Consider the following 14,347-nt stretch of genomic DNA (forward strand, 5'->3'; position numbering starts at 1 on the left):
AGCGTCGAAACAGCAATGCGAACGGCACCTGTCCCCAACATCCCGGCCATCCCGGGGATGAACCCCGGAGTCTTCGTTCTCGGCGGCGGCGGTGACGGCGGCGGGGCTGGCGGCCGCGGAGGCGGCGCGGGCAAGGACAAGCAAGGCGCGAACGGCAAGAACGGGGGCGACAGCGCGTCGGGGGGCGGCAAAGGCGCCTGCGGCTCCGGCCAGAACGGCGGGGCGTGCCCCAACCATCACGGCAAGAAGGGGAGCGGCAAAGGCTCCAAGGGAGACCCTGTCGACATCGTGACAGGCCGTGTCTTCACGATCCCCGTCACCGACGTGCACTTGCCGGGCCCGCTGCCGCTGACGCTGACCCGCAGCTACACGAGCGCCGCGCGCGACCGCGACGTCGGGCTCGGGCGCGGCTGGTACCACTCGTACGCGTGGGAGGTGGAGGTGCACCGCGGCCGGACGAGGCTCTGGACCGGGAACGGCATGTACGTCGACTTCACGCCCATGCGCGTCGGCGAGTCGGCGGTGGGCCCCTCCGGGTGGCTGCTCGTCCGCGGCCAGACAGGCTTCGTGCTCGATCGGGGCGACGGCCGGTGGCTCGTCTTCGAGCACGCCTGGCAAGACCGGTACCTCCTGTCGGCGGAGACCGACTCTCACGACAACCGCATCTCGTTCTTCTACAAGGAAGGTGTCCTGACGCAGATCGTCGACTCGGTCGGTCGCAGGGTCGAGGTCCGCTCCACGAGGGAGGGGCGCATCGCGTCGTTCGAGGTGAAGAACGCGGCGCACCGGGGCCAGCTGGTCCCGTTCGCGCGGTATCGTTACGACGACGCGGGGGACCTGGTGCTCGCCGAGGACGCGATGGGCGCGGCGACCAGGTACACGTATACGGATCATCTCCTGACGTGCCAGGAGCACCCGACCGGCCTTTGCTTCTATTTCGTCTATGACGGGGCAGGGCGGTGCGTCGAGACCTGGGGCGCGTACCCGGGGCGCGAGGACGAGAGCCTCGCGGCCGATGTCCCGGCGGTGCTCGCCGACGGGACCACGGCCGCCAAGGGCATCTTTCACACGAAGCTCGAGTACGGGCCTGACAACTACGTGGAGGCGGCCGACTCGATCTCGGTCGAGCGCTTCTTCGGCAACGACTTCGGGAGCGTCGACAAGGCGGTCACGGCCGCCGGCGTCTTCTGCCGCACGTACGACGCGTGGGGAAACCTGCTGTCGTTCACCGACGCGACGGGGGCGACGACCCGCTGGGAGCGGGACGCCCGCGGGCGGGAGCTCCGGATTACGGATGCTCTCGGCCGGGTGACCACGTTCGAGCGGGACGCCGACGGACACATCCGGAGGGCGGTCGATCCTGCAGGGGGTGTCATCGAGACGGGGCGCCTCACGGGCGGGCTCGTGTGGCGCGACGCCATCGGCGCCACCTTCGAGGTGCACTTCGATCGCCGCGGGCTCACCACGCGGACCGTCGCGCCGAACGGCGGGCAGACGCTGTACCGGTACGACGATCACGGGAACCTCATCGAGCGGACGGACCCCACGGGCGCGGTGACGCAGTACACGTACGACTACTGGGGCCGCCGCCAGAGCATGCGCGACGCGTCGGGGGCGATGGTCACGTACGCCCACGACGACGCCGGCCGTCTCCGATCCGAGCGAACGCCGGACGGCGGCGTCACGCGCTACGAGTACGACCCGTCCGGAAACTGCACGTCGATCTGGCACCCGAACGGCCACTCCACCACGCACCGCTACGCGGGGTACAACCGGATCGTCGAGACGCGGGAGCCCGACGGGCGGATCGGCAAATATCGATACAACCGCGAAGGGCGCCTCGTCGAGGTGCACAACAGCCATGGAGAGGTGCACCGCATCCGGCTGAACGCCGCCAGGCTCGTCTCGGAGGAGGTCACCTTCGACGGCCGCACCCTTCGCTATCGTTACGACGCCATGGGGCGCGTCGTGCAGTTCGAGAACGGCCTCGGCGAGAAGACGGGGTACGTGTACGATCTCGTCGGTCGCGTCGTGGAGCACCAGTATCCCGACGGTGGTGTCGAGACGTTCGAGTACGACGAGCTGGACTACATCATCGCCGCGCACGGCCCCTCAGGCGACATCTTTTTCGAGCGCAATCTGCTGGGCTGGGTGACCTGTGAGCGGCAGGTGAGCGGCGGCGAGACGTTCTCGGTCGAGACGAAACATGACCTGATGGGCAATGTCGTCGAGCGAAAGACCTCCCGCGGACACCACCAGACCTGGGTGCGCGACGTCGCCGGCCGCGCGCTGCGGGTGACGCTCGACGGCAACGAGGAGCTCGGCGTCGTCCGCGACGCGCTCGGGCGAGAGACCGCTCGCTATTTGCCCGGCGGCGGGCGTGTGGACGTCGTCTATGACGGGCTCGACCGCATGGTCCAGCGCACCGTATCGCGCGGGGTCGCAGGCCCCGTGGTGGCCGCAGGGCAGCCCGACTGGATCGGGGCGCTCCCCCATGACCTCACCCTCCGGCAATCGGTTCACTACACGCCGCAGGGCGATGTGGCCGCGATCGACGACGATCGCTCGGGCGCCGAGCGATGGGAGCACGATCCGCGCGGGCAGGTGCTGGCGCGCACCGACGTCCACGGGCAGGGCGAGCACTTCCGGTACGACGCGGAGGGGAACGTGCGCGAGCTCGGTCACGGCGCGCCGGAGCGCGAGTACGGGCGCGGCAACGTGCTGCTCCGGCGAGGCCCCGTGTCGTACGTGTGGGACGGCGACGGGAGGCTGATCAAGCGCCGCGTGGTCATGCCGAGCGGTCAGGAAGCCACGACGAGCTACGAATGGAACGGCGCGGGTCTCCTGAGCGCCGTGGTGCGCCCCGATGGCGTCCGGATCGAACATGCCTACGATCCCTTTGCCCGGCGTCTCGAAAAGCGCGTGCTCAGGCGAGACGAAGGCGGGCGGATGGACACGCTGTCCGCGACGCGGTTCATCTGGGACGGGGACACGCTCGTTCATGAGATCAAGCGCGAGTGGGGCCCGGAGGGCGAGCGGGTCACCCAGGAGAGGACGTACTGCGCCGACGAGGAGACGTCGGCGCCGTGGGCGCAGAAGGACGCCAGGAGCGGCGGCGATGCGGTGTCGGCCGAGTGGTACTATTACCTGAACGACCCTGTTGGCAGGCCTGAACGCCTGCTCGACGCCGCCGGGAATGTCGCTTGCGAGCTCGACCGCACGGTGTGGGGCGCCGCGCGCCCGCGGGAAGGCGCGCGCACGGAGACGCCGCTGCGGTTCCTTGGGCAGTACTACGATGACGAGACGGGCCTCGCGTACAACCGTTATCGCTACTACGACCCCGCGGTAGGACGGTACATCAGCGTCGATCCGGTCGGGCTGCTCGGCGGGCAGAACGGGTTCTCGTATGCCGGCAATCGGCCCACGAAGATGGTCGACCCCACGGGGTTGATGTTCTCGACCACCACGGGGCGGAAGGACGCGAATGGCAATCCGCTGCCGGACATCCAGGGGAAGAGCTCGACCGTCCAGAGCGACGACGACCTCGACCCGGCGCTGAGGGATGCGGTATCGAACTCTCGCGAGAAATTCAAGGACCCCAACAAGCCCGACAGCGATCCTCGAAACCTGGACGCCGACAACAAGGTCAAGCCGAACGCGTCCAGCAAGGCGGGCAGGTGCGCCGAGATCGACGGGTTGAACCAGCAGGCCAAGGACATCCGGCAGCGCCTTAGCAAGGATGCGAACGGCAAGGACTGCGAGAAGTGGGCGAAGATGTCCGAGGCCGAGCGGAACGCCCGAGTCCGGAACGAGCTGCGCGAGGAGTACCGTCGGGGCGCGAAGATCGAGGCGCACTCGAAGAAAGGGAAACCCAAGAATTCCTCGGAGAAGCCTTGCCCGTTCTGCGCGCAGGTCTTCCGCGAGCTGGGCATCCATCCGGACAATATCAATGCTGATCCGAACAAGGATGTGTCCGACGAGGCCAAGAAGAGAGCTGGGCTCACCACGGGTGACGCCAAGGGCGGCGTCATGTACAATGGGAAGAAGTGGGATCACAAGACCGACGGCGTCTACGATCCGGACAGGAATGATCCGGGGAAGAACGTGGCGCGGGAGAATCCCTCCGCGACCAACGTCGTCCCCAAGCTGAACCCGGACGGCTCGCAGCAGAAGAACTCGCGCGATCCGAACGCATTCCAGGACGAGCAGGGCAATTACAGGCGACCGGACAAGCCGCCGCCGCCGCCGGAGCCGAAGTTCGTGCCGCCCGAGGACGACAACACCGACCCGACCGGGAAGTAGAGATGGCAGACATCGGCGAAGAGGCTGCGATTTCGGGCTTGCTCGGCGGGCTGGAGCGCGCGCCGGACGGGGTCTGGCAGGCCACGCGGGCCCTCCTCGCCTCTCCGGCGGCGGCGGCCTGGCGTCACGGCGAGCCGCGTGCTCCCGACTCGCCCGAGCAGCGCCCCTGGTCAGCGCTGGAAGCGCTCTGGGCGAGCTCCCGCCCAGGCGATAGGGCCTTGATCAGAGCTCCTGCGGGCTCTGGCGCGAGCTCTTTACTCGGTGCGTTCTGTCTTCATCTCACGCGGCGAGGGCTGGCCCGCGTGGCGTTCATCCCGATCTCGGTCCACGGCGGCATGGCGGATCCCTCGATATGGGTCGCCGCGCTGCATGCGCGGCTCGGAGCATTGACCTCCGGGAAGGCATCCGAGCGCGCGCTCGCTCCGCGCGTGGCGGACGAGATCCGACCGATCCTCGACGGTGACGAGAACCCCGAGACGCCGCTGCTGCTCGTCCTCGACGGTGCCCACGAGAACGATGATCCGGCGGTATGGTCGCGCATCGGATGGTCAGCGGGGCTGCCCGGGAACGTCCGGGTGTGGGTGTCTGCGGACAACGACCCCGGTGTCACGGCCGCCCGATGGGGTGAGGCCCTTCATTGGTTGAACGATTGGTCTGATGTCGTCCTGGAGACGCCGCCGGCGCGCTCCATCACGGCGTCGCCTGGTGACGTCGACGCAGATACCGTGTGCGTCTTGAGCGCTGCCAGCGGGCCGATAGCGGAGGCAGAGCTGGCCCAGATCGTGGGAGGCGATCAGGCCGAGACCCGGGTGTCTGCCACGTTGCGGAAGCTCGACCCATGGATCTGTCACTCAACGCATGGCGCCGCGTTCCATCATCGAGCTCTCGGGAGAGAGTTTGCTCTGCGCTTGAGCGGCCTGGGCGACGCCCGTGGCCGGGCGCTCTTGACGGCACATGTTCAGGCGACTCTCGATAGCTGCTCCGAAGGGAGCATTGCCCTTGGCGCTCGATCAGAGTACGTCATTCGATACGGGGCGATGCACTTCGTGCGGCACGATGCCACGGCGGGAGAGCTCGATCGCGTGATCGCCGAGCCGATGCGCGCCGCCTGGGAACCCCTGGATGGCGGTTCGTTCGGCTTTCGTGCGCTCGTCGTCGCCGCGTGGCGGCGAAGCCACGCGGCGTTCGGCGAGGCGACCTCGGAAGCCGCGCGCGGTCGGTGCATGGTGCAGGCGCTGCGGTTGCGCACGATCTTCGAGCAGATCATCAGTTTGCTCGTGCATGCGCTCCCGGACGTGGTTGCGGGTGCCATCCACGAGGGGATCTTTCGGCCGGACGCAGGCATCGAGCTCGCCAAGCCGCTGAACGAGAAAGACAGGCTGCGGCTGTGGCGGGCGGTCCGGCCCGCCGTGTCCGAGGCGGATGTAGCATGGCCAACGCCATTGCTGCACGAAGCAGACCGCGCCGTCGGAGGGCTCGAGGCCGCCGGCGCGACCGAGCCCCCGTCGGCATACCAGCTAGACCGCAGACGCTTCGTACTGGGCGGGCTGAAATCACGTCGTGTCGTGAAGGCGCTCGTGATCGGCGCGCTCCGGCGTATGGCCGAGCGGCTGCACTTCCCCGCGCGGGAGGAGGTTCTGCTGCTGGCGGCCAGGCGCCTTGCCGGGCTCCGTCCAGAGCGCCGTGCGTCCTGGGCTGCCCTGCTGGCGCCGCTCTACCCCGAGGAGCGCCGTGCCGAGCGACTCGAAGACGTGGACGCGCAGATCTCCGCCTTGCCGGAGCTCGGAGATCGCCTTGAAGTCTTGACGGAGCGGCTCCTGGGGACCTCGGCGGGAGCGAGCGCGATCGTTCAACGAGCCATGGGATGGCTGCTGTCCTCCGAACGGTTTCCGCTCACAGCGCAGCGCTTTCTCTTTCATGTTCCCGAGAGTGAATGGAACCGGCTCGTTCCCGAGGAGGCCCGAGCGCTCGTCCGTCGCTGGCAAGGCGAATCGCGAGGATCCGCGGATTCGCTCGGGCCGCTCCGCTGCGGGCAGCTGCCTCCGTGGCTCGCGGCCGAGGTGCAGGATGCTCCCCTTGCGGAGGTGAAAGCGCGGACGGACGTCTCCGACCGCAACTACGTCGCCTCCGAGCTCGTGTCCTTCGTCGCGGCGGATGTCCGAGCAGAGCTGGCGCGCATGTTCTTCTCGGAGCCGCCAGAGGCCTTTCGCGGCGAGGGCCGCGCCATCGAGAACTGGGCGGAATCGGCGACGCTGGAGGAGCTCCGCACCATTCACCAGAAGGTGTTGCCGTGCATGGGCTCTCAGATTGACGACGCGCTCGCGGCGCTCTCCCGCCGTGCAGTGGCGCTCGGCGACAGAGATCTCGCGACCAGCTTTTGCGCCGCGATGGAAGGGGACGACGACCGACATCAGGCCGAGCTGGAGATCGCGCTCGCGCTGGGCCCGTTTTCCGACGTGGAGCGCCTCGTGCGCCCGGACCTGGACGACGAGGAAGCGTCTGGAATGCTCGAGATGGTAGGGAAGGCGCTGAAGGGCGAGGGGCACGCGGAGCGTTTCGCGGAGCTCGTGCGTGGCGCTGCCCGAGCGTCGAACAGGCTGTCCGCGTGGGCGACCGTGTTCCCGTCGCTCTCCCCGGAAGCGAGGGAGAGGTTGTCGGCCGCCGTCGCCGACACGGTGAAGGAGGTGCTCCGCGAGCCCCCCGAGGAGTCGGACGACACGCTCTGCAGCATGTTTCCTTGGATGCCGGAAGAGAGCCTGTGCGACGTGTGGCGGGAGCGCGCCTCACCCGAGGCGTGGCGCCCCACGGTCGCCGAGAACACGCCTCTCTTCACGTACGATCGACGCTATGACAACGGCGCGTGCCTGGACACGCTCCTCCTGCGTCTGGGAGGTGAAGCCGCGCTCGTGGCCTGGGCCAGGACGCTCGCCGAGCTCGACGACTGGTTCTCGGAGATCGGGCCCGGGTCGGAGTGAGTGATCGAGCGCGGCCGTGGCGGGGCGGCGCTCGTCTTGTGGTGTTGCAAGGAGGCGGCCCTTGCATCGGGTGCCCCCAAGCATGCACTGTGTCATCGATTGGGAGGTGTGCTGTCGATCATCGCCGGTTCGTTGGTGGTTGCCAAGTGCCTCGCCGGGGTCGTCTCCGGTTCTCAGTAGGCTGTCTGCTGCCTCGCCCGGACTGTACGGGCGCAAATGTCCTCAGCTCCGCGCGTTCTGGTCGACGAGCGCCTGTCACTGTGCCTTGAGCGCTGGAGCGGACTCGAGGCGCATCGTCTGCTCCTCATCCGCGCCGGCGTGGTCGCCGGAACCAAAGTTCGTGCCACCCGAAGGCGACACCACCGCCAGGACCGAGAAATGAGCGATTCCCGCGACAATGTCACGATTCATTCTTTGCTGGAAGGTCTGGAGCGCGCCCCAGGATCGGTCTGGCACGCCACACGAGCCCTCCTTGCATCTGCGGATGTGGCTGCAAGTGTCCATAGCGGACCGGATTCTCGCCAGGTGGACGAAACTCATCTCGAGGCGGGCGAACCGGGCTCTTGGTCCAGGATTGAATCTCTCTGGGCAAACTCGCGGCCTTGTGAGCGGACTCTCATTCGAGCACCCGCGGGCGCTGCAATCAGCTCGCTGCTCGGCGCTATCGCTATCTACCTCACGCGGCGAGAGCTCTCCAGGGTTGCGTTCATACCGATCTCGGTCCGTTATGGAACGGCCGACCCCTCGGTATGGGTTGCCGCGTTGCACGCGCGCCTCGGACAGTTGACCCGGACGGGAGCGTTCGAGCGCGCGCTTGCGCCGCGCGTGGCCGATGATATCCGGCCGCTCATCGACAGTGACGAAACCCCGGAGATACCGCTGCTCATCATTCTCGATGGCGCTGGTGACAATGACGACCCGGCAGTATGGTCGCGGCTTGGATTGTCTGCGACGTTCTCCACTGATGTTCGTGTGTGGGTTTCGGTGTGCGGTGCCGAGGGCGATGGCGCGAGACGAACGGCTGCGGAGCGGGAGCGGTTGTTCCATCGAGGGAGTGAGTGGTCAGAGGTTTGGATTGAGGACCTGTCTGCGCGCCCAGTCGCAGAACTGCCCGAGGACGTAGATTTCGATACGGCGTCCATTCTGGGTGCTGCAAGCGGGCCAATACCGGAGGCAGAGCTTGCCAAGGTCGCTGGTTCCAGCCGGTCGGAGGATCGAGTGAAGGATACGCTGGAGCGGCTCGGACCATGGCTTTCCCGCACCGAGGACGGCGTAGCGTTCCTGGATAGAGCATGGGGTGAAGAGGTCCTCCGCCGCTCGATCGACCACGGGCTTTCTCGCGGGCACGAGTGCGTGAATGCCTACGTTCGAGCGACTCTCGATGGTTTCTTCGGAGAGGTCGATGTCGCCCTTTCTCGAGCAGAATACGTCGTCCGGTATGGATCGATTCACCTCGTGCATCATGATGCGACGGGTGAAGAGATCGATCGTGTCATCGCCGAACCGATGCGCGCGGCGTGGGAGTCCTTGGACGGTGGCGCGTTTGGTTTTCGTGCGCTCGTCGTCGCTGCGTGGCGGCGAAGCCATTCTGCGTTCCTCGAGGCGGTGTCGGCGGCCGAGCGCGGCCGGTGCATGGTGCAGGCGCTGCGGTTGCGAACGATCTTCGAGCAGCTCGTCACTTCGCTCGTGCACGCGCTCCCGGAGACGGTCGCCGGTGCCATCCGAGAGGGGATCTTTCGAGCGGGCGCAGGCGTTGAGCTGGCCAAGCCGCTGAGCGCGGAGCAGCGGATACGTCTGTGGAAGTCTGTCCGACCTGTGGTGTCGCCAACTGCCGTGGCGTCGCTAGAGCCGTTGCTGGGCGAAGCCGAGCGCGCCGTCGCTGAGCTGGCGGAAACTGGCTCGATCCATTCATCGGTCGAGCGTGGAGCAGAGCTCAAGAGCCGCATCCTCTACGAGGTGAAGTCTCGTCGTATGATCGCGGCGCCCGTCATCGGTGCACTTGTAAGGATCGCGAAGCGCCTGAGCTCTCCAGCGCGAGACGAGGTGCTTCTCCTCGCCGAGCGACGCCTCTCGGGCTTGCGTCAGGAAGAGGTGCTGGTATGGAGAGCCAGGATTGCACGTCTCTGTCCGGACGAGCGTCGTATCGTATTGCTTAATAAAGTGGATGTTGGGATAGTTGCCTTGCCGAGGTTGGAGGATCGGTTGGATGTAGTGGCGGAGCGGCTTCGGGTGAGCTCTGAGGATGCAGGCGGCATCCTACACACCGCGATGGGCTGGCTCGCGTCTGCCGAACGGTTCCCCGTGATGGCAAGTCGTTTTCTCCCGCATGTGCCCGAATGCGAGTGGAGCCGAATGGGAAGCGAGGAGGCGCGGGTCCTCGTTCGACGCTGGCAGGGTGATTCCCGCGGATACTTGGGAGATATCAGCCCGCTTCTCGGTGGGAATCTCCCGGGTTGGCTCGCTGATGAAGTCCAAAGCAACCTTGTTGCTTCGGTGAGACGGGTTGAGGGTGCCAGACGGGTCCATGCCGCTTCCGAGTACGCTCCGCATGTCTGTGGAGAACGTCGTGCCGAGCTGTCACGCATGTTCTTCTCGGAGCCGCCGGAGGCTTATCGGGGCAGGACCAGCGCCGTCCAGAATTGGGCCGCGCTGGCCACGCTGGAAGAGCTCCGCCACATCCACCAGGACATCTTGCCACACGTCGGACCTTGTGATGACGACGTCTTCGACGCCCTCTCCCGTCGTGCAGTGGAGCTGGGGGATAAGGACCTTGCGACCAGCTTCTGCGCCGCGCTGGAAGGGGACGACGACCGGCATCAGGCCGAACTGAGGGTCGCGCTCGCCCTGGGCTCATTCTCCGACGTGGAGCGCCTCGTGCGTCCGGACCTGGAGGACGAGGAAGCATCTGGGATGCTTGAGATGGTAGGGAAGGCGCTGAAGCGCGAGGAGGACGCGGCCCGCTTCGCGGAGCTCGTGCGCGGCGCGGTCCGAGCGTCGAACAGGCTGGCCGCGTGGGGGGCCGTGTTCCCGTCGCTCTCCCTGGAGGCGCGGGAGCGGTTGTCCGGGGCCGTCGCCGAGACGGTGAAGGAGACGCTCCGCGAGCGCTCCGAGGAGTCGGACGACACGCTTTGCAGCATGTTCCCCTGGATGTCGGTAGAGAGCCTGTGCGACGTGTGGCGAGAGCGCGCCTCGCCCGAGAAGTGGCGCCCCACGATCTTCGAGGCCACGCCTCTCTTCACGTACGATCGGGGTTACAGGAACGGCGCGCTCCTGGACACACTGCTCCTGCGTGTGGGAGGTGAGGCCGCCCTCGTGGCCTGGGCCAGGACGCTCGCGGAGCTCGACGAGTGGTTCTCGGAAATCGGACCTTGGCCGGACTGATCGCGCGCGTCCGCGGCGATGTGGCCATCGCCGCCCGGGTTACCGGTTCAGCTCGTCACTCCCGGACGACGCCCCTTCCGGCCGCGCTGCCGGAGCCCCAGGGACGCCGCGAGCAGCGCTGTCAGCGCGAGGGCACCTCCGGACGGCGCGCGGCTCGCCGCGCGACAGCTACAACCAGCCGGATCGCCCGACTCCCCGCCGGAGGTGCCCCCCGACGACGCCTGGGCGGCTGACGTTGAGCTGGGGGACCCTCCACCCGTGGCCGCACCCGTCGACGTCGAGGGCGCTCCTCCGGAGCCGGCGCTGGAGCTGGAGCCGGAGCCGACGCCGCCCCCGACGCCACTGACGCTGCCGTCGCCACCGCCGCTCGTGCTTCCCCCCGCGCCACCCCCGCCGGCGGCTGCGCCCCCGATGGGCGAGAACTGCCAGGAGTTCACGTTGAAGAGGTACGAATCGCCGCCGGTGAAGACCAGGTACAGGTCGTGAACGCCGGTGGCGCCGTCGACCGCACACGACGTGTCGCCCCACGTCTGCCAGTCCCCGGTCGCCGCGACCGCGCAGGTTCCCACGAGCGTGCCGTCGGGCGTCTCCAGGTGGAGCTCGATGCTGCCCCCCTGCCCGGCGCTCGCGACGCGCGCGCTGAAGCTCTCCGCCCCTTCGCCGAAGTCGACCCCGCGGAGACGCACCCAGTCTCCGTCCTCGATGTTGGAGAGGTTCATCCCCCCCTCCTCGCAGGGCTCGGTCTCGATGCCGCGCTGCGCGTTGAAGGTCTCGGCTTCGACGCGCGCGTAGGGGTCGAGGTTCTTGACCTGCTTGAGCCCGTCCGTCGTGTAGGTCACTGGCACGATCGACCCGTCCTCCTTGTAGGTGAACGACTCGATCCCGAGGTTCCGGCGATAGCCCGGGGGCTCGCCGGCGTCGTTGGCGACGGAGCGATTGTGGTAGGCGTGGTACCAGGAGCCGCCGAACTCGAAGATTCCCGCGTGGTTGTTGTTGTTGTTGTTCTTCGGCGGCTGGGGCCCCACCGTGCCGCGGTGGGTGAAGCCGGAGGTGGGGCTCGAGCTCGTGAGGTAGTCGATCCGCATGCCGTTCGCGGGGTTCGTCGAGTACGACAGATAGTAAACTCCGTTCCGCTTGTGCATCCACGAGGCCTCGAAGAAGTACGGGATCGTGATCGTGGAGGCCGAGCCCGAGACGCTCACCATGTCGTTGTTCAGCTTGATGACGCGCGCGTTCTGCTCGCCGTTGCCGCCGAAGTAGAGGTACGCTTGGCCATCGTCATCGATGAAGACCCCCGGATCGAAGAGCCAGATGTTCTGGCCCGAGGCGCCGGGGGTGCTCGAGGTGATCAGGGCGCTGCCCTTCGCGTCTCTGAACGGTCCGGTCGGGCTGTCGCTCTTGGCGACGCCGATACCTGATCCGTTGTTGGCGAAGTACATGTAGATGTTGCCGTTGCGCTCTATGAGCGAGGGGGCCCACGTGTTGGCCGCCCAGGAGGCGTCGCGGGGCACGCGGATCACTTCCCCGTGGTCGGTCCAGTTCTTCATGTCGCTGCTCGAGATGGCCACGAACGAGGCCATCTTGTAGCCGTCGTCCGAGCCGTCCGCCTTGACGTTGTCGTCGTCGTTCGAGCCGTAGAGATAGACGCGCCCGTCGTGCACCAGCGAGGCCGGGTCGGCGAGGTAGCGGTGCGAGGCGATGGGGTAATCGGCCAGCGCGGAGGGGCTCGCGACGAGCCCGACCGAGGCGAGCGCAACCCCGCAACAAGCCGTTCTCGCCAATGTACGTGAGCGACGCATGTTCACCTTACCTGTTGGTCCAGAGCCCTTGATCATGGCCGCTCGGGCGGCGCTTCGCCCTCGAACTGGTACAGGCGAGGTCCCGAGCGCAGGCTTCCAGGGCGAAGCGAAAGGATATCCCTGGGGGTCAAATGTGAACGTTCACATGGCCGATGTCAATCAAAATCCGGCGCGCGGTGAGCCTCGGCACCTCTCGACGCCGGCGCTGAGCGGCGCCCGACTCGAGCGCTGGTGTCCTCAGCTCCGCGCGCTCTGGTCGAGGAGCGCCTGCCACTGCGCCTTGAGCGCCGGATCGGACTCGAGGCGCTCGTGCCAACTCCTGTGGAGCGCGATCCAGCTCTGTGGGGTCAACCCATAGTGGCTCTGGATCTGCGGGATGTGATTCGGATGGTCGCGCATGTCGGCGCACAGGCTCGCGTACCGCGCGAGGGAGATCCGCTCCACGCGCCGCATCATCTCGTCGTCCTCCGCGCCTGCGTGCGCTTGCGCGGTGGGCTCCGCGGGCGAGGGGCTCGCGGACGGCTCGACGGCGCTTGGCTGAAGGAAGGGCAGGGCCCAGCTCCCCGTCGGGATCTGGGGCGGCTGCGGCGCGATCTCTCCCCTGGCAGGCCGCGGTGGCGCGGGCGATTGGCCCGGACGAGCGAAGGGCAGGGCGTTGTCTGCCGGCGGCGAGGGGGTCGGTCGCGAGAACGGCAGGACGTTATCGGCCGGCGGCGAAGAGGCCGGTCGCGAGAAGGGTAGGGGGTTGCCGGCGGGCGGCGAGGAGGCCGGCCGTGAGAAGGGCAGGGGATCGGTGGCTGGCGGCGAGGAGACCGGTTGAGAGAAAGGCAAGGGGTTGGCGGCCGGCGGCGAGGAGGCCGGGCGAGAGAAGGGCAAGGCTCTGTCGGCCGGAGGCGCAGGGGCCGGGCGAGAGAAGGGCAAGGCATTGTCGGCCGGAGGCGCAGGGGCGGGGCGAGAGAAGGGCAAGGCTCTGTCGGCCGGAGGCGCAGGGGCCGGGCGAGAGAAGGGCAGAGCGGCATCGAGCGGGGGCACGGGGGCCGTGCCGGAGAACGGCAGAGCGGCATCGAGCGGGGGCACAGGGGCCGTGCCGGAGAAGGGCCGAGCGGCATCGAGCGGGGGCACAGGGGCCGTGCCGGAGAAGGGCAAGGCTCTGTCGGCCGCCAGCGCGCCGACCGTGCCGATGGTCGTCGCCTCCATCTCCGGGCTGTCTGCCGGTGACGTCGCTGTACCCTCGACCGCGGGCGCGCCCGACACGTCTTGACGGAACGGCAGCGCATCCCGGCTCGGGAGAGACGTCGTGCCGAGGAGCGTCATGCGGGCTCGCGGTGCCGTGGACGGCCGCTCCAGGCTCGGCATGGGCAGTGGCGACGGCACCGCCGAGAGCAGCGACGGCACGGCCGGCGGCAACGGCGACGGCATGGCCGGCGGCAACGGCGAAGGCTGCACGACCCCGGGCGGCGGCGGGGCGGCGCTCAGCCTGGCCCAGGGAGATCGCGCAGCCCCCTCGTCGCTCACGCCTGCGGCAGGCGGCGGCGTCGTCCCATCCCGAGGCGCCCCCTGGAGCGGGGCGATGCGCGCTGCGGGCGCGACCGGCATCGGCCCTTCCAGCTTCCTGCGCGCGCCCCGCGCCTTCTCCTCGGCGCGGCGCTTCTGCGCGGCGACGAGCTCCAGGTACCGGCGGCTCGATCGCAGCTGCCCGCGCGCGGCCTGCGCGGCGAGCCTGGACATCCACCGCTCCCGCTCCGCCTCCCACGCCGCGGCCGAGAGCCCCGCGTCCGCGAGCACCTCGTCGCGCGGCAGGCCCGCCTCGAGGGCCCCGGCCACGGCGGCGAGCTCCTCGAGCCGGATCGATCGGACCTCCTCGTCCCGCTCCACCATGTCCACGAACAT

The 14,347-nt window shown here is 68.2% G+C and carries 8 protein-coding genes; 3 read left to right on the forward strand and 5 right to left on the reverse strand.

Features of this window, described 5'->3' with window-relative positions:
• The first annotated feature begins 15 nt into the window (after positions 1 to 15).
• Positions 16 to 4,302, forward strand: a complete 4,287-nt coding sequence (locus WME97_RS17215) for an RHS repeat-associated core domain-containing protein (protein WP_437552989.1) — start codon at positions 16 to 18, stop codon at positions 4,300 to 4,302.
• 1,010 nt (positions 4,303 to 5,312) lie between these two features.
• On the opposite strand, the gene WME97_RS17220 is transcribed toward WME97_RS17215, so the two are convergent.
• Both WME97_RS17220 and WME97_RS17225 read right to left on the reverse strand, forming a co-directional pair.
• Positions 5,313 to 5,618 (reverse strand): hypothetical protein, encoded by a 306-nt coding sequence (locus WME97_RS17220; protein ID WP_437552991.1) that lies wholly within the window; start codon positions 5,616 to 5,618, stop codon positions 5,313 to 5,315.
• A 237-nt stretch (positions 5,619 to 5,855) separates the two neighbouring features.
• Positions 5,856 to 6,155, reverse strand: coding sequence for a hypothetical protein (locus WME97_RS17225; RefSeq protein ID WP_437552993.1), 300 nt, complete (start codon positions 6,153 to 6,155; stop codon positions 5,856 to 5,858).
• A gap of 231 nt (positions 6,156 to 6,386) precedes the next feature.
• Here WME97_RS17225 and WME97_RS17230 point away from each other — a divergent pair, with 231 nt between their 5' ends.
• The gene (locus tag WME97_RS17230) at positions 6,387 to 7,277 is read left to right on the forward strand and encodes a tautomerase family protein (RefSeq protein WP_437552995.1); all 891 of its coding nucleotides are present in this window, start codon (positions 6,387 to 6,389) and stop codon (positions 7,275 to 7,277) included.
• 255 nt (positions 7,278 to 7,532) lie between these two features.
• Here WME97_RS17230 and WME97_RS17235 read toward each other — a convergent pair whose 3' ends face one another.
• Positions 7,533 to 7,733, reverse strand: coding sequence for a hypothetical protein (locus WME97_RS17235; protein ID WP_437552997.1), 201 nt, complete (start codon positions 7,731 to 7,733; stop codon positions 7,533 to 7,535).
• Between the two features lie 306 nt (positions 7,734 to 8,039).
• Between WME97_RS17235 and WME97_RS17240 the strand changes: the two genes are divergently transcribed.
• Positions 8,040 to 10,658 carry a hypothetical protein gene (locus WME97_RS17240; RefSeq protein ID WP_437552998.1) on the forward strand — a complete coding sequence of 873 codons (2,619 nt, stop codon included), beginning with the start codon at positions 8,040 to 8,042 and terminating at the stop codon, positions 10,656 to 10,658.
• A 47-nt stretch (positions 10,659 to 10,705) separates the two neighbouring features.
• Here WME97_RS17240 and WME97_RS17245 read toward each other — a convergent pair whose 3' ends face one another.
• Positions 10,706 to 12,457, reverse strand: a complete 1,752-nt coding sequence (locus WME97_RS17245; RefSeq protein WP_437553000.1) for a glycoside hydrolase family 43 protein — start codon at positions 12,455 to 12,457, stop codon at positions 10,706 to 10,708.
• Positions 12,458 to 12,694: 237 nt separating this feature from the next.
• Complete coding sequence (locus tag WME97_RS17250) at positions 12,695 to 14,347, reverse strand: hypothetical protein (protein WP_437553002.1); 1,653 nt, start codon at positions 14,345 to 14,347, stop codon at positions 12,695 to 12,697.

This window comes from Sorangium sp. So ce367, from assembly GCF_051520455.1.
In the GTDB taxonomy this organism is placed as follows: domain Bacteria; phylum Myxococcota_A; class Polyangia; order Polyangiales; family Polyangiaceae; genus Sorangium; species Sorangium cellulosum_B.